The 14,872-nt window shown below is 58.7% G+C and carries 14 protein-coding genes; 3 read left to right on the top strand and 11 right to left on the bottom strand.

The features are described from left to right. From GFU70_RS17800 to GFU70_RS17780, 5 genes are all read right to left on the bottom strand, one after another. Positions 1 to 852 carry a fumarylacetoacetate hydrolase family protein gene (locus GFU70_RS17800; RefSeq protein WP_058542440.1) on the bottom strand — a complete coding sequence of 284 codons (852 nt, stop codon included), beginning with the start codon at positions 850 to 852 and terminating at the stop codon, positions 1 to 3. A gap of 302 nt (positions 853 to 1,154) precedes the next feature. Then, the gene (locus tag GFU70_RS17795; protein ID WP_153389176.1) at positions 1,155 to 2,603 is read right to left on the bottom strand and encodes a carotenoid oxygenase family protein; all 1,449 of its coding nucleotides are present in this window, start codon (positions 2,601 to 2,603) and stop codon (positions 1,155 to 1,157) included. A 10-nt stretch (positions 2,604 to 2,613) separates the two neighbouring features. Beyond that, positions 2,614 to 3,834, bottom strand: coding sequence for an MFS transporter (locus tag GFU70_RS17790; RefSeq protein WP_153388519.1), 1,221 nt, complete (start codon positions 3,832 to 3,834; stop codon positions 2,614 to 2,616). Positions 3,835 to 3,889: 55 nt separating this feature from the next. Further along, positions 3,890 to 4,882, bottom strand: coding sequence for a transporter (locus GFU70_RS17785; RefSeq protein ID WP_064106939.1), 993 nt, complete (start codon positions 4,880 to 4,882; stop codon positions 3,890 to 3,892). A gap of 144 nt (positions 4,883 to 5,026) precedes the next feature. Then, positions 5,027 to 5,647 (bottom strand): TetR/AcrR family transcriptional regulator, encoded by a 621-nt coding sequence (locus GFU70_RS17780; RefSeq protein WP_058545967.1) that lies wholly within the window; start codon positions 5,645 to 5,647, stop codon positions 5,027 to 5,029. 162 nt (positions 5,648 to 5,809) lie between these two features. Between GFU70_RS17780 and GFU70_RS17775 the strand changes: the two genes are divergently transcribed. Continuing rightward, the gene (locus tag GFU70_RS17775) at positions 5,810 to 6,250 is read left to right on the top strand and encodes a hotdog fold domain-containing protein (RefSeq protein WP_058545966.1); all 441 of its coding nucleotides are present in this window, start codon (positions 5,810 to 5,812) and stop codon (positions 6,248 to 6,250) included. Between the two features lie 13 nt (positions 6,251 to 6,263). On the opposite strand, the gene GFU70_RS17770 is transcribed toward GFU70_RS17775, so the two are convergent. From GFU70_RS17770 to choW, 6 genes are all read right to left on the bottom strand, one after another. Then, positions 6,264 to 7,178: a LysR substrate-binding domain-containing protein gene (locus GFU70_RS17770; protein WP_058545965.1), complete on the bottom strand. Its 915-nt coding sequence runs from the start codon at positions 7,176 to 7,178 to the stop codon at positions 6,264 to 6,266. An 87-nt stretch (positions 7,179 to 7,265) separates the two neighbouring features. Next, positions 7,266 to 8,402 carry a hybrid-cluster NAD(P)-dependent oxidoreductase gene (locus GFU70_RS17765; protein WP_058545968.1) on the bottom strand — a complete coding sequence of 379 codons (1,137 nt, stop codon included), beginning with the start codon at positions 8,400 to 8,402 and terminating at the stop codon, positions 7,266 to 7,268. Positions 8,403 to 8,411: 9 nt separating this feature from the next. Next, positions 8,412 to 9,668 (bottom strand): aromatic ring-hydroxylating oxygenase subunit alpha, encoded by a 1,257-nt coding sequence (locus GFU70_RS17760; RefSeq protein WP_153388517.1) that lies wholly within the window; start codon positions 9,666 to 9,668, stop codon positions 8,412 to 8,414. A 138-nt stretch (positions 9,669 to 9,806) separates the two neighbouring features. Beyond that, the gene (locus GFU70_RS17755; RefSeq protein WP_153388516.1) at positions 9,807 to 10,745 is read right to left on the bottom strand and encodes a LysR substrate-binding domain-containing protein; all 939 of its coding nucleotides are present in this window, start codon (positions 10,743 to 10,745) and stop codon (positions 9,807 to 9,809) included. 30 nt (positions 10,746 to 10,775) lie between these two features. Further along, positions 10,776 to 11,999: a choline ABC transporter ATP-binding protein gene (choV, locus tag GFU70_RS17750; RefSeq protein ID WP_064106938.1), complete on the bottom strand. Its 1,224-nt coding sequence runs from the start codon at positions 11,997 to 11,999 to the stop codon at positions 10,776 to 10,778. After that, positions 11,996 to 12,844: a choline ABC transporter permease subunit gene (choW, locus tag GFU70_RS17745; RefSeq protein ID WP_058546417.1), complete on the bottom strand. Its 849-nt coding sequence runs from the start codon at positions 12,842 to 12,844 to the stop codon at positions 11,996 to 11,998. The genes choV and choW overlap by 4 nt, the downstream gene beginning before the upstream one ends. 464 nt (positions 12,845 to 13,308) lie before the next feature. Between choW and GFU70_RS17740 the strand changes: the two genes are divergently transcribed. Further along, entirely contained in the window at positions 13,309 to 14,013 is a 705-nt protein-coding gene (locus GFU70_RS17740; RefSeq protein WP_116641857.1) for a TetR/AcrR family transcriptional regulator, read from the top strand. Further along, on the top strand, positions 14,003 to 14,788 hold the full coding sequence (locus GFU70_RS17735) for a pyrroline-5-carboxylate reductase family protein (RefSeq protein ID WP_153388515.1): 786 nt from the start codon (positions 14,003 to 14,005) through the stop codon (positions 14,786 to 14,788). The genes GFU70_RS17740 and GFU70_RS17735 overlap by 11 nt, the downstream gene beginning before the upstream one ends. The last annotated feature ends 84 nt before the right edge of the window (positions 14,789 to 14,872 follow it).

Below are 14,872 nucleotides of genomic sequence, written 5' to 3'. Positions count from 1 at the left end.
TTACTGCTCGTCCACGATGCTGTTGCGCAGGGTGCCGATTCGAGCTATCTCGACCTCCACCTGATCGCCTGGCTTCATCCACACCGGCGGCTCGCGGAACGCCCCGACGCCACCGGTGGTGCCGGTGACAATCACGTCACCGGGGGCCAGTTCGGTGAAGGTGGAGCAGTACTCGATCAGCTGGCGCACATCGAAAATCATGTCGCTGGTGCGGGTGTGCTGCATCACTTCGCCATTGAGGCGGGTGGTCAATTCCAGGTCCTGCGGGTCGCCGATTTCGTCGCCGGTCACCAGCCAGGGGCCGAAACCACCGGTGTTCGGGAAGTTCTTGCCGGGGACGAACTGAATGGTGTGCTTCTGCCAGTCGCGGACACTGCCGTCGTTGTAGCAGGCATAACCGGCGACGTAGTCCAACGCGTCGGCGAGTTTGACGTGGCGGGCCGCTTTACCGATCACCACCGCCAGCTCGCCCTCGAAATCAAGCTTGTGGGACGCGGTCGGGCGAACGATGGGTTGCAGGTGGGCGGCCTGGCTGTCGGCGAAGCGGGTAAAGATCATCGGATAGGTCGGCATTTCCCGACCGGTTTCGCGCACGTGGGTGGCGTAGTTGATGCCGATGCACAGCACTTTGCCCGGGTTCGGGATCACCGGCAGGAACGTCACTTCAGCCAGGGGGATACGCGGCAGACTTGCCAGGTGCGCAGCGCTCAGTTCGTTCAGGCGGTTGTGGGCGATGGCTTGCTTGAGATCGCTGCCAAGGGTTGGCTTGAGCGATTCCAGGTCGATGATTTGGTCACCTTCGACCACACCGTAGCTGCTACGGCCTTGGACAATAAAGCTTGCGAGTTTCATGGAGGCTCCTGGGGAGAGGGCGGGTGCAATGAGGGTTAATCTAGTCTTGCTATAAAATCCTGTAAAGTAGGATTTATACAAAAATCCTAAAATATGGAATTTATGTATTTTTTGGCGGGGCTGTGCTTTTGGCGGACCTGGGGGAGCAAGGGGCGGTGCGAAAAGGGCTCTAAACCTGTAGGAGCGAGCTTGCTCGCGATGAGGCCAGCCAGTTCAATACTCATGTAACTGAACCGCCGCCATCGCGAGCAAGCTCCCACAGGGATTGTGCTTAATTGACGGGCATCAGGGCCCGATGCCAATCAATCGCTCGGCGCCCAGCAGCCATGCAGCGACATGCGCATCCGGAAGGGAATCCTGATGCGGGCGATGGGGCCGCTGGCGATGTCACGGGAATCCAGCACGACCAGCTCACTGTGCCCCTCTGCGATGAGGTTGAGCAGGGCAACCACGTAGCCATCGGCTTCCTCTGCATCCGCCGAGCGCGGAATGAAGATCGGTTCCTGGAAGCATCCGCTGTCGCCGGGAAACCAGGCGTCGGTGCTGCCCGTCTTCAGGTTCAAATGGACCAGCAGGTTGAAGAATTGAAAGGGTATGGGCCCATTCGCCGGGTTGTAAGGGCGCTCAGGATCAAAGGCGAGCAGGAAACCATGCTGGTACTTTCGACCGATGTAGCGATCATCACACCGTGGAAACTCGCAGGGGTACTCGGTCAGTGGTTGCGGTTCGACCTCGTCCTGGGGGCTGCTCAGGTCAAAGGTCCAGCGCATCAGGCTGGCAGCCAGGGTTTCAGGCGGTGGAACGTATCCGTCCGCCTGGGGAAAGAAGTAAAAAACATTCCCGCCGGTGACCGGCATGTCGACATACACCTTGCCGTCCTCATCGAACGCATTGAGCGTATGCCCCTGAAAACTGTCCTTGGGGCCCTTGAACCACCGCACATCTTGCGCGTTACCGTTGCGCGGCACGACGGCGAACAGCTGAGGCAGGTCCGGTTGCCATTGGAAATGCGGCCCGCCGTTTTTCATGCGTTCGACATCCACCGTCAACGGAATCAACGGGAACACGACGTAGCGTTCGGTCACCGCAAAATCATGCACCATGGCCGCATAAGGCGCCTGGAACCAGATCTCGTGCAGCAGTTTTCCGTCTGGCGAGATTTCGAAGTAGACAATGTCGGGCGTACCGTCGCCTTTGGCTTCATAGCTGAAGGCCAAGAGATTGCCTGTCGCTGGATCGCGCTTGGGGTGGGCGGTGAACGTCGCGGCTTTGATCTGCCCATCAAAGGTCCATTCGCCGAGGGTCTCCAGGGTTTCGAGATCCATCGCCCAAGGCAGGGCATCTTCCTTGAGCGCCAGCAGGACGCCGTTGTGAGGGATAACGGTGGTGTTGGCGGTGGTGTTGTTTTTCGCCGCGAGGGGGTCATTGGTGTAGAGGTTTCGATAGACGCCGTTGAGCGAACGCCCTTCACGACGCTGGGCCATCAGACGGTCCGTTTTCACGTAGCGGCGTCGCATCGAGACTTTGCCATTGGCAAAGTAGAAACCAGTGACCATGCCGTCACCGTTGAAAAAGATATCGGTGCCCAGCATCGGTGGGTACTGTGGGTCTGGTGCGACTTGATAAAAGGCTCCTCGGATCTCAGCGGGAAGGGTGCCTTCAACCTCAAGGTCGAACAGTTCTGCTTCTACGCGACTGGGCGTATAGAGTGCGCCGGAAAATTCAGATGTTTGAGGAAATGGAATAGTCATGGGGGCAATCTCACTCATGTGCTGTTCGTTGATTTTGAAGTTGAGGTTTCAGGCTGGTTGGAGGGGTGACTGTCGGCCCGGAGGGCTTGGTGTCTCGACGAAAACGTGCAACCACCAGGCAGGAGATGACCAGCGCCAGTAAATAGGCAGAGGCTGCCAACCATCCGACAGCCCGGAAGTGTCCCTCACCGACGACCAGTGCCGCACCAAACGGCCCGAGGCCTTGGCCAACGAAAATGGCGGCGTTACCCAAACCTGCCAGTCGACCGGAAGGGTCCAGCTCGGCTGCCATGGAAAGCAGGTAAGGCAGGCTGAAAAACCATGCGACATGAATCAGGCAGGCCGTGGTGGCAAAAGCCACGGCACTGTCGCCGTAGACGATGATCAGGGTGGCCAACAAGGCTGTGCCGAAGCTCAGTAGTTGCGGAAGTAGCAAACCCAGGCGCCGTCCGATCAGTCCCGCCAGACCCGCCCCCAGCGCCCCGGCCAGGATGCTGCCGCCGAGAATGCCCCCAATCTGCTGCGGTTCAAGGCCAATGCTTTTGCCGATGCGTTCCTGATAGACCCAGAGGGCGGAGTGCCCGAAAAACAGCAGTGCAAACAGTACGATCAACAGGATGGACGTAAGACCAAATGGCGGTGTCGAGACGTTGGCCAAACGATGTGCCTGCGGATAATGCTTGGGTATCCTCCAGCACCCCGTCGCCGCGAGCACACTGGTGATCGCCAAGAGGGAAAAAGCGCCGTTCACGCCGAATGATTTCAGGATCAACGGCATGGAGGTCACCAGCAACATTCCCCACATCAGGTTGCCGATGTTGATGACGGCGAAGGTCGCGTCCTTGGACGTGCGCAGCGCTGCGCTGGCATAGACCACGGCCATGACCGCACCACCGCTTGCGCCGCAGATCATTCTGCACAGGAGCAGCCCTGCCTGGCTGTGCAGTTGCGTACTCAGCACGTTACCCAATGCCAGGATCAGCAAGGCCACCAGGGCGAAGCGGCGCCGGTCGACGCTCGCCATGAACAGGGCGCTGATGCCGCAGGCGATGGCCATCGCCATGAGTTCGGCTGCGAAAATGGCGCCTATCGCATTGAGCGGCAGGCCGAGCTGGTCGATCAAGGCACCGCCCAGGATTGGCTGGATCTGCAGTGTCCCCAGGGAAATAACCATCATCAGGCAGATGGCCCCCAATGATTTTTTGCTGTCGATGGAGTCGAGCGCATTCATGAAGCATCACCTCGGGTAAAGGGCCTGCTCATGGGTGAGCAGGCGTACACGCCATTCAGAACTTGTGGACGTAACGAACCTGCACCTGGTAATCCGCGCGGGAGCGATTTTCGACGCCGGTTTCTTTATAGGTATTGAGCCAGAGCGCTTTGTCTTCGGCGATTTTCCAGAACAGACCGGGGCCAAATCCCAGAACTTTTTCCCGGGAGTCAGTCAGGGTATTGCCGTTGACCTTGTCATCCGAAATCTGCCGGAAGTAGTAGCCGTTGATGCCCACCGAGACCTTCGGGAACACTTCGTACGAGGCGGTGAAGTTGGCCCACGCCGACTGTCCTGACTGGGTGTCGCGCACCGCTTGCCCTTCAAAGAACTGCTGCGAACTGCTCGCCGGATCGTCGTTCTTGAAGTTGTACAGATAGTTCAGCCTCCAGCTCACTTCCCAACGGGGTGCCGGCATCCAGGTCGCTGCCCAGTAGGGATTGAGGGAGAAATAGTTGGAGCCTGGGTTCAGGTCTTTGTGTTTATCGTATTTGCCCGTCGGCAGGATGACGTCGAAAGCCATGCGCTGCACGAAGACCGGCCTACCGCTGGCGTCGACGATCGGATCAAACTGGATCTGGGGGCCGACCGCGACATCGCCCAGGCCAGTGGCGTTGTCCTTGAGCTTGGAGCCGTTGTCACCGAAGTCGCCGTCCAGGGAAACGATGGGCACCAATAGGCTCCAACCCAGGTGCGCCCCCCCTCCAATGGTCTCGGGTGAGTAGTAGCTCAACTGATTGATCAGCGTGATGACGTTGATCTTCGGGTCATCGAAGGCGCCGTTTTTCTTGCCGCCGTTGGTCCTGATGCTGCTGGCGGTGCTGAACTTCAGGTAAGTCTGGTGATTCAGCCCGGGTGGTCCCGCAAAACCGTCGTAAAAGCTGGTGCCGCCCAGGTTGATACCGCTGGGTTGGCTTACGGAAGGTGGAGGAGGGCCATCGGCTGCATGGGCGGCAAATGACGCGAAGCTGAGTGCCAGGCACGCTGGCAGGGATTTGGTCGGGCTCATTGAAGTGGCTCTATTCTTGGAATTGTGAGCGGGGGAATGTCCCCTGGCACTTCGACTTTAAGTCCCTGTTATGGGTGATGCTTGTGCGCAGCGGCCAGAGTTGACTGGGAGCGCCATGAACCGGGAGAAACGGGAGCGAACTGCTCAGCCGCCAACGCCAACGGCGCGCCAGGCGGCCTCGGCCAGTTGCTGCCGGTAGCCTTCCGGGCTGCGTTTGACGCGGGCCGAGAGCCAGGCGCGGCAATAGCTTTCCGCCGAACCGATGATCAGTGACGGGATCAGCTCAAAAGGCAGGTCCTGCAAATCCTGCTGGTGGGCAGGGTCGCTGAACCATTGCTTGAGCGCGGCGTTCCTGGCGACATTCGCTTCGGCGAGCCGCTCGTTGAAGCTGCTGCGTGCGACTGCAAAGCGAGCCTGGTACTGGAACCGCGCCCAATCGGGTTGGCTGACCACCCAATCCACGTAGCTGAACACCAAGGCGTGGACCCATTCCCTGGTCGACGTGACAGCGCTGAGGTAGCGGTCCCTGAGCTGTGCCTGGTCATCCAGGGCGGTCATGTACAACGCCGCGACCAAGCCTTCCTTGTTAACGAAATGGTGATAAATGGCCCCCACGCTCATCTGGCTTTCGGCACGGATGATGTCGATGGTGGTCGCTTCTATGCCCTGTTGATTAAACAACGCCAGGGCACATCGCAGGATGTGCCGCTTGGACTCGGCACGGCGCCCTGGGTAGCAGCGCTCGAGGAGATCGACAGGTTCCATTTTTCGGCCCAGGCAAAAAGGGGCCATGGTAATTGAAACGACGGCTCGGCACGAGCGATTGACAGGGTGGGTATTTACAGAATAATGTTCTGTAACAGAGCAATATTCTGTAATGGAGTGATGTTCTGTCCGTGACTTCAATCCACCTGACCCGAGATCCCCATGAGCCAGACTCTCAGCATGTACCAAAGCGTTGGCCCGTCCGCTTTCAGCAATATGGCCTGCCAGATGGCACCGTATTTCGGCACCATCACCCCGGAAATTTCTGTGTTGACCCCTGGTCGCGGTGAAGTGAAGGTGCCGTTTCGCAAGGAGATCACCAATCACCTGGCGTCCGTTCACGCGATTGCGCTGTGCAACGCGGCAGAACTGGCGGGCGGCATGATGACCGAGGTGTCCATCCCCAGCGGCGCGCGCTGGATTCCCAAAGGCATGACTGTCGAATACTTGGCCAAGGCCAAGACCGCCATCCATGCGATTGCCGACGGTAGCGAAATCGACTGGCAGACTTCGGGCGACAAGATTGTCCCGGTCGAGATCTTCGACGAGGCTGGGGTGAAGGTCTTCACGGCGCGCATCACCATGAATGTGAAAGTCGGCTAGGTCGCCTGGCGCATCAAGCGTCGATCGTCTCTGCCAGATGTGCCATCAGCCACTGGCGGAAACGGTTGACGCTTTGCCTGTTCGGGGCCCGGCCTTGAGGTTCCAGCAGGCAGAACTGCGCGTCGGTGCGCAGGATGGCTTGCGTCGGCCGCACGAGGTTGCCGGTTTGCAAGTGATTGCTGAGCAGGCCCGACCAGGCCAGGGCGATCCCTTGGCCAGCCAGGGCCGACTGGATCAGCATGGCGTAGTTGTTGATATTGATGCGCCGTCGAGGTTCTGGCGCTGGGTAGCCAAGGCGCTGGAACCATTCTTTCCAGCCAATCCAGTCCCGGTGCTGGTCTTCCAGCCACAACCAGGTGCATCCCCCCAACTGCTCCAGCGTCTCGATCCCTGGGTGCTGCGCCATATAGGCGGGGCTGCACACCGGGAAAATCTCTTCGTTGAACAGCGGCGTGACTTTCATGTTTTTCGGTGGCGTGCTGCAGTAATACAGCGCCAGGTCACAGTCCAGGCGGGAAAAATCACTGACTTGATCCGTCGCGATGATGCGCAGGTCAATCTCCTCATTCTGGCGTTGGAACTGCGACACCAGCGGCAGCAGCCACAACGACGCCATCGCCGTACTGGTGACGACGGTGACTTGTTGCGCGCCTTGCCAGTGACGTATGCCTGCCGTGGCTTGGGCGATTTGCTGCAACGTATCGCGCACGCTTTCGTAATACTGGCTGCCGGTGGCGGTGAGATTGATTTCGCGGGTCGTGCGGGTGAACAGTGCCGTGCCCAGGTAGTCTTCGAGCAAGCGTACCTGGCGGCTGATGGCGCCTTGGGTGACGTTCAGTTCGCGCGCCGCCACGGTGAAGCTCAAGTGGCGGGCGGCGGCCTCGAATGCCACCAGGCTGTTGAGGGGCGGCAAGGGTTGCAGTTTCATCAGGCTGGGCCACTGTCTTATTAGGGTAAGCGCACGGAGATTGTGCAGAAGCCAGTGTGCAGTGACTACCTTATTCGCGATGCAAGGCTAAAGATCCAGGACCAGGTCAGAAGTGGGCTTGCTGCAGCACAGCAAGCGCAGGCCTTTGTCGATTTCCCGTTGCCGGATACCGCCGTTGTGATTCATCTCGACCGTACCCTGTAGCAGGGCGGTCTTGCAGGTGCCACAAACGCCCTGGCTGCAAGAGGAGGGCACGATGGCGCCGGCCTTCTTTGCGGCGGCCAGCACGGTCTGGTTGCCCGGCATGCTGAAGGTTTTTCCGGAGCGCGACAGGGTCACGGTGAAGACGTCCTGCTGATTGAGCGTAGCGGCCTGCTCGATCAACGGTTCTTCATTCAGTGCGGTGATGTCGAAGCTTTCCTGATGGTAGTGGGCGAAATCGAACGCCGCTTCCCTGAGCAGTGACTTGACCGCTTCCATGTAGCCCAGGGGACCGCAAGTAAAGATTTCCCGTTCCTTGTAGTCCGGCACGTGCTGGCTCAGCAACGACAAATCGAGCCGGCCTATCGGTTGCTGCCATTGAGCGGTGTCGCCAGGTCCTTCGCAAACACTGATGACCCGCAGCCCCGGCATGGCGGCCTGCATACGCGTCAGTTCTGTGTGGAAGATGACGTCGTTGGGCGTACGGGCGCTGTGCACAAAAACGATGTCGAGGTTGCCCGCCATGTCGCAGGCGGCCCGGGTCATGGACATCAGGGGCGTTACGCCGGAACCGGCCGACAGGTACAACAACTTGGTCGCAGGATGGCCGACCGGTGTAAAGCTGCCCGCGGGGCCGGACGCCTTCAGGCTGTCGCCGGGCTTGAGGTGGTCATGCAGCCAGTTCGATACCGTTCCCCCCGGTACGCGCTTGACGGTAATGGAAAACGCAAAGGGCCGGGTGGGGGAGGACGACAGGGTGTAGCAGCGCAAGAGGCTCTGCCCGCCAATGACCGGTGAGATCGTGATGAATTGACCGGGCTCGAAGCTCAGCGCGCTGAAGTCCGCACAACGAAAAATGAAGGTTTTTACGTCATGGGTTTCCTGGCGCACAGCGCAGCATTGCAGGGTTTTTTGTTCACCGCTGTGCCACTGCGAGCCGAACGTGCTCCAGGTGGTCGGGTCGGTAAAACGTTGAACCACGCTGGCAGTTGCAGGGCGTGCCGGGTTTTCGTAAGTCGTCATGTTCATTCCTCACACGCCATGGGCGGCCAGACGCGCCGCGTACCAGCGAGAGAACTGGTCGACATAGGTTTCGGTAAAGGCTGAGAACGGCCCGGGTGTGTAGGCGGGATCCTGGGTGCCGCTGTGGGTGATGCCGACGAGGTTGGCGTCTTGCAGGTTGGTCGCCGCCCAGACTTCGGTCAGCTTATCCACCTGGTAGTCGACGCCTTCGACGGCATCGGCATGGACCAGCCATTTGGTGCGCACCAGGGTTTTATCGGGCGCCAGGGGGATGATGTAGGAGACCACGGCATGGTCGCTCATGACATGGGTCCAGGAGTTGTGCGTCCAAAGATGCACGTCGCCCAAGTCGCGGCGGGTGAGGTCGCCGAACAGCCGGGTGCACGCCACGCGGGTGTCCAGGGTCTGGGATTCGCCGTTGCCGGCAATGGCCAGTCGTTGCGAGCGGAACTGGGTCACGGCATCTTCACCCAAGTGTTCGACGGCATCGCAGATATAGCCTTCGTTCTCCCAGTTGGTCTTGGTGTCGGCATTGCGGCGGTGATATTCGGCCAGTGCCTGTAGTGAATCCTCGCCCAGCCCATCGGTGCAGAAACCGAAATCTTCGGGCAGGAAAGACGCGGTCAATTCCGGGTGGGTGGCGGCGCAGTGATAACACTCGCGGTTATTCTCGATTACCAGTTTCCAATTGCCGTTCTCGATGATTTCCGATTCGTAGGCGATCTTCGAGTGGGCAATGTCGTATTGGGCGAAACGCGGTGTCATGACCTGGTCAAGGTACAGGATGTCTTCTGGTGGTTCGTCGCCCAGGCAGACGAAGACATGGGTGCCGATGACTCGAGTGTGCACAGGGATCAGGCTTTTGCAGTTAGGGTCGAAGTCCTGGCCCATGTGTGCCGCATGTTTCAGGCTGCCGTCCAGGTCGTAGCTCCACTGGTGGTAGGGACAGACCAGCATGCCCACCGTCGACTTGCCGGCCTGTTTCAAGCGAGCCCCGCGGTGCCGGCAAACGTTGCGAAACGCCTGCACATGCTCGTCATCGTCGCGCACCAGGAGGATGGAGGATTTGCCAATGTCGATGGTCGAGACATCACCGGGTTCGGGGATGTCGCTGGTGACCCCCACCAGAATCCAGTGTTTGGTGAAAAAGATATCGACGTCGGTTTCAAAAATATCCTGGCGACCAAACAAACCGCTTGGCATGCCATGGCCGGGCGTGCGGTCGGCCAGAAGTTCACGATGGGTCTTCACGGCATTGATTGTCATTATAGGTCTCGCTCACATTCAAATTGATCAGGCGGCGAGCACAGTTTGGAAAGGTGGAATAAGACCGTCAACGCGCTTTATTTTCACGCTCGCATAACTTTGCGTTATGCCTGAAAGCTGACTAAAAACTGTTGATTATCAGTTAGTTAGATAACTGTCATCGCGCAGCCAATCGACCAGTGCCTGGGTAATGGGCTCAAGTTTTCGACCGCTCGGAATGACCAGGTAATAAGCGTCTTTTGGCTTGACCACGTAGGGCGTGATTCTGATCAGTTCGCCACTGTTGAGGCGGTGCGCGATCAGTCGACTCCATCCCAGTGCAATGCCGTGGCCTTGAATGGCCGCCTGGATCGCATCGTTGTAGGAACTGCAGCGAAATGAATAGTTGAGCTTGGGGCGCATATCGCCCAGTTCCCGGCACCAACGGTTCCAGGTCATCCAGCCTTCAAGGGTGGAATCGGAGTCAATCAGCGCCGTGTCCAGAAAATCGGCAATGGCTGAAGGTGCCGGGTTGGCGGCGAGCCAGGCTGGCGAGCAAACGGGAAACACTTCTTCATCGAACAGGAAAACCGAACTGCCATCTTCCCATTTTCCATTGCCGAAACGGATGGCCAGGTCGACGTCATCCCGATATGAACTTGGCGAGACCTGCTGCGTCATCAGGCGCAATTTCAACTTCGGTTGCAGCGTGCGCAGAGCGATCAATCTGGGGAGTATCCTCAAGTGAGAGAACGCCTCCGTGCAGGCAATGGTGATCTCTTGCTCACCAATGCCCTCGGCGATTTTGTCGAAGACACTGGCCATGCGATGAATGGACTCTGCGACGACCAGGTGCAGGACGTAGCCTTCATGAGTCAGCTTGATCGCCCGATGAAGTCGATGGAACAGCTTGGTCCCCAGGGTATCTTCCAACAATCGGATTTGCTTGCTGACGGCCGCCTGGGTCACGCCCAGTTCTTGGGCGGCCAGGGTGAAACTGGCCAATCGCGCCACGGCTTCGAATTCCAGCAACGCCGTCATCGACGGTATCAACCGCCGATAGCCCTTGACCTTTTTATCGATAACGCTGGGTTGCATAGGTGTATTCCGAGGTTGCTGCCTGGTGAATCAAGCCACCGAAGATTCTCTTGCGGGTTCAGAAAGCGTGGGGTGCGACAGGTTGTGCCCCAGCAGTGCCCGATACAGTTCGCCATCGCCCAATATGCCCAGGACGGTACCGGCCTCGTCCTGCACGATCAGGGGGTGGCCCGTTTCGTAGCGAATCTGCAGGGCGTCGCGCATGGTGGTCGCCGGTGGCACGCAAGTCGGTTGTCGTGCCAAGGTCTCGATTTGCTGGGCCGGACTCCATGGTTGGACGTGCGCTGTCGTGACGCCTTTTCGAAGGCTGGTCAAATGACGCTGCGGGTTCACTATCATCCATAGGTTTTGAGCAGTATCCAGGCAATATTCGCCGCGGGCGACGACGCACTGCTCCAGCGGGGTCATCAAGCTTTTCGCACACAGCACATTCAACGGGTTGGTGTGGGCGACGAAGTTACGCACGTAGTCGTCGGCTGGGTTCAGCACGATCTCTTCGGGTTTGCTGTACTGGATGATCTTGCCGTCTTTCATGATGGCGATGCGCGTGCCCAGCTTCAGGGCTTCGTCCAGGTCATGGCTGACGAACACGATGGTCTTGTGCAATTTGCGCTGCAGATCGAGCAACTCATCTTGCAGGCCTTGGCGAATCAACGGGTCGAGGGCCGAGAACGGTTCGTCCATCAGCAGGATGTCGGCGTCCATCGCCAGGGCGCGGGCCAGGCCGACCCGTTGCTGCATGCCGCCGGACAATTCGTCAGGCTTCTTGTTGCGCCACTGGGTCAGGCCCACCAGTTCGAGTTTTTCATCCACCAGTGTGCGGCATTCCTTTTCCGACCGGCCCTGCATTTCCAGACCGAAACTGATGTTCTCGCGCACCGTCAGCCAGGGCATCAGGGCGAACTTCTGGAACACCATGGCGATGCGCTGGGTGCGCATCATCTTCAGTTCGGCGGGGGTACAGGAGGCGATGTCGATCTGCCGGCCTTCGTGTTCGACGAACAGCTTGCCGCGGCTGACGGTGTTCAGGCCGTTGATGCAGCGCAGCAGGCTGGATTTGCCGGAGCCGGACAGGCCCATGAGCACGCAGATTTCCCCCTTGTTGATCTCCAGGTTGGCTTTCTCCACGCCGACGATCAAACCGGTTTTCTGAAGAATCTCCGGGCGCGAAAAACCTTGGTCGAGTAGATCCAGGGCGGGCTTCGGACGGGCAGAGAAGATGACGTCGACGTCTTCAAAACGGATGATGCTCATACGTCACCTCTTTTCACGGCTTCACGTTGTTTGCAGATTCGGTCGAGGATGATGGCCAGCAGCACGATCGCCAGGCCGGCTTCAAAACCCATCGAGATATCGGCGGTGTTCAGCGCATTGACCACGGGTTTGCCCAGGCCGTCGGCACCCACCAGTGCGGCGATCACCACCATGGACAGCGACAGCATGATGCACTGGGTAATGCCGGCGGCGATGCTGGGCATGGCGTGGGGCAGTTCGATGCGCGCCAACAATTGGCGGCGCGAACAGCCAAAGGCCTTGCCGGCATCCATCAACTCTTCGGGTACATCACAGATGCCCAGGTAGGTCAGGCGAATAGGGGCGGCGATGGCGAATACCACGGTGGATATCAGGCCTGGGACCACTCCCAGGCCGAAAAGGGTCAGGGTAGGGATCAGATAGACGAAGGTGGGCACGGTCTGCATCAGGTCGAGGACTGGCCGCAAGGCCATATAGAACCAGGGTCGATGCGCCGCGACGATGCCCAGCGGTACGCCGATGACTACGCACACGAGTGTGGCGAAGGTCACTTGGGCAAGGGTCTCCATGGTCTCCTGCCAGTAACCGAGATTGAAGATCAGCAGGAACGAGAGGGCCACGAAGAGGGTGAGGCTCACCTTGCGTTGGATGTAATAGGCCAGCAGGGCAAATACGGCGATCAACGCCAAGGGGTTGAACCAAAGGAGCGCGTTGGTCAATGCGGTGATGACGCCAGACAAGGATAACGATATGGCGTCGAAAATATCGGCGCCATGTTGAGTCAACCATTCGACATACCGGGCGATGTATTCGCCCAGTGGAAGCTTCTCTTGTGTAATCCACATATCACTAATCCGGCTGATGGAAAGAAACAGCACGCCAGCAACCGCCCGGACGCGGCTTCGTGTGCCAGGTTTTGCAGGCAACACAAAGCGACGGCGCGAGGCGTCGCGTAAGCAGTTATCGAAATTTGGGCAGGGGATGAGTAACAGAAGAAGCGTGTGTCAAAGCCAGTCGCCCCGGCATTCTTTGGCCGGGTGTCGAGTGTCTTTCAGAGGTGTGCACTGCAAGATTCATGATGGCGGCTCGTTGTTGTTTTGGTTTGGAGTCCGTTGCCTGTGGGAGATGGTTATTCAGGTGCCTTTTGCTGACAAATCATTTTATGTCCGCGACTCATGAGTTCTTGTCATTAATGATCTGCAACTTCAACGAAGTCTAAGTCGAGAAAGTCAATCAAATGTACTCAGGTGTACATTTGACGGTCATCCGAGTACATTCGCGCTACGCATATTTAAAGAAGGTAAGCAGGATGTCCCAGGTAGGGAAGGCACGTGGCAAGGCTCAGGACGCAGGCTGGCGGGGCTCGCCAGAGGGTTGGCTGGAAGCGGCCTACGAGGCCCTCAAGGAGTCGGGCATCGATGCGGTCCGGGTCATGCCGCTGGCCAAGCGCCTGGGCTTGTCACGCACCAGCTTCTACTGGTTCTTCGAGGATCGCGAGCAACTGCTGGCGGCGTTGCTGTCGCGTTGGCGAGAGACCAATACGGGGGGCTTGATACGGCAATGTGAAAGCTATGCCGAAAGCATCTCCGAAGCGATCCTGAATGTGTTCGAGTGCTGGCTCAACCCACAGTTGTTCGACTCGCAATTCGAGTTTGCCGTGCGCAGCTGGGCGCTGCAGTCCGCTGAAGTGGCTCAAGAGGTCGCTGCGGTAGACGAGCAGCGCATGAACGCCCTGGCGAGCATGTTCAAGCGCTTTGGCTACGACAGCCAAGGCGCTGATACCCGGGCCCGAACGATTTATCTGACGCAGATCGGCTACATCACCATGAATACGAGTGAGCTGATTACCGTGCGTTTCCAGCGCATTCCTCATTACGTGAGCATCTTCACCGGCAAAGTCCCCAAGCAGCGTGAGCTGGATCGTTTCTATGGAAAGTTTGGCTATGCCGAAAAAGAACCCGGGGTCTTTGTTCCCTTGACGGACACGTTCGAAGGTAACGGCGATGATCAATGAGACCGTGGGAATCATTGGCGGAACCGGCTGGCTGGGCGGCGCGATTGCCAAGGCCGTCCTGGCGAAGGGACTGGTGCCGTCCGCAAACCTGATCATTTCCAATCGTTCGGGAGACCACCCGTTGGTCCAACAAGGTGCCAGCCTGGTCACGGACAACCAGGACCTGGTGGATCGCAGCGCGATCGTGATCATCGCGGTTCGCCCCGAGCAGTTCGCCAGCTTGAACATCAATGCGACGGGCAAAACCGTGATCTCCTTGATGGCCGGCATCACGGCACAGGCAATTGCTACACAGACTATGGCTTCGGCAGTCGTACGGGCGATGCCCAATGCGGCGGTGGAAATCGAGCAGTCCTTTACGCCCTGGTATTGTTCGGGCGGAGTAGAGGCGACCACGAAAAGCCTCGTGCAGCGCCTGTTTGAATGTGTGGGCACCGCTGCTGAAGTCCAGGAAGAAGGCTTCATCGATTATCTCTCAGCACTCTCAGGCACCGGCCCGGCCTTTCCGGCCTTGTTGATGACGGCGCTGACCAATCAGGCAATGCTGGCCGGTATACCTGGTGATATCGCGCAGCTTGCCGCGAAAAATGTCGTGGTCAACAGCAGCCAACTGCTGGCCAACCGTGATGCCCAGCAGATGATCGATGCCTTGGTGGCCTACCGCGGTGTAACGGCCGCCGCCTTGCAGGCGATGACCCAGGGGCATTTCGAAGAGCAGGTTGGAAGGGCGTTGCAAGCAGGTGCTGCGGTTGCCCGCAAGGGGCTTCAAGCCTGATTAACGGCCACCACCGCATCGCGAGCAAGCTCGCTCCCACAGTAAAAACGCGATCCCACCAAGAGCCATGTCGGCTGTTAGGCC

The sequence above is a fragment of the Pseudomonas brassicacearum genome, assembly GCF_009601685.2.
GTDB classification, from domain to species: Bacteria; Pseudomonadota; Gammaproteobacteria; order Pseudomonadales; family Pseudomonadaceae; genus Aquipseudomonas; species Aquipseudomonas kilonensis_B.
The sequence above is the reverse complement of the archived record's forward strand: the minus strand, read 5'-3'. Positions and strand labels throughout refer to the sequence as shown.

Bases quoted from the DNA above. Each gene is read 5' to 3' on its own strand.
- GFU70_RS17800 (WP_058542440.1), bottom strand. From the start codon at position 852: ATGAAACTCGCAAGCTTTATTGTCCAAGGCCGTAGCAGCTACGGTGTG.
- GFU70_RS17795 (WP_153389176.1), bottom strand. From the start codon at position 2,603: ATGACTATTCCATTTCCTCAAACATCTGAATTTTCCGGCGCACTCTAT.
- GFU70_RS17790 (WP_153388519.1), bottom strand. From the start codon at position 3,834: ATGAATGCGCTCGACTCCATCGACAGCAAAAAATCATTGGGGGCCATC.
- GFU70_RS17785 (WP_064106939.1), bottom strand. From the start codon at position 4,882: ATGAGCCCGACCAAATCCCTGCCAGCGTGCCTGGCACTCAGCTTCGCG.
- GFU70_RS17780 (WP_058545967.1), bottom strand. From the start codon at position 5,647: ATGGAACCTGTCGATCTCCTCGAGCGCTGCTACCCAGGGCGCCGTGCC.
- GFU70_RS17775 (WP_058545966.1), top strand. From the start codon at position 5,810: ATGAGCCAGACTCTCAGCATGTACCAAAGCGTTGGCCCGTCCGCTTTC.
- GFU70_RS17770 (WP_058545965.1), bottom strand. From the start codon at position 7,178: ATGAAACTGCAACCCTTGCCGCCCCTCAACAGCCTGGTGGCATTCGAG.
- GFU70_RS17765 (WP_058545968.1), bottom strand. From the start codon at position 8,402: ATGACGACTTACGAAAACCCGGCACGCCCTGCAACTGCCAGCGTGGTT.
- GFU70_RS17760 (WP_153388517.1), bottom strand. From the start codon at position 9,668: ATGACAATCAATGCCGTGAAGACCCATCGTGAACTTCTGGCCGACCGC.
- GFU70_RS17755 (WP_153388516.1), bottom strand. From the start codon at position 10,745: ATGCAACCCAGCGTTATCGATAAAAAGGTCAAGGGCTATCGGCGGTTG.
- choV (WP_064106938.1), bottom strand. From the start codon at position 11,999: ATGAGCATCATCCGTTTTGAAGACGTCGACGTCATCTTCTCTGCCCGT.
- choW (WP_058546417.1), bottom strand. From the start codon at position 12,844: ATGTGGATTACACAAGAGAAGCTTCCACTGGGCGAATACATCGCCCGG.
- GFU70_RS17740 (WP_116641857.1), top strand. From the start codon at position 13,309: ATGTCCCAGGTAGGGAAGGCACGTGGCAAGGCTCAGGACGCAGGCTGG.
- GFU70_RS17735 (WP_153388515.1), top strand. From the start codon at position 14,003: ATGATCAATGAGACCGTGGGAATCATTGGCGGAACCGGCTGGCTGGGC.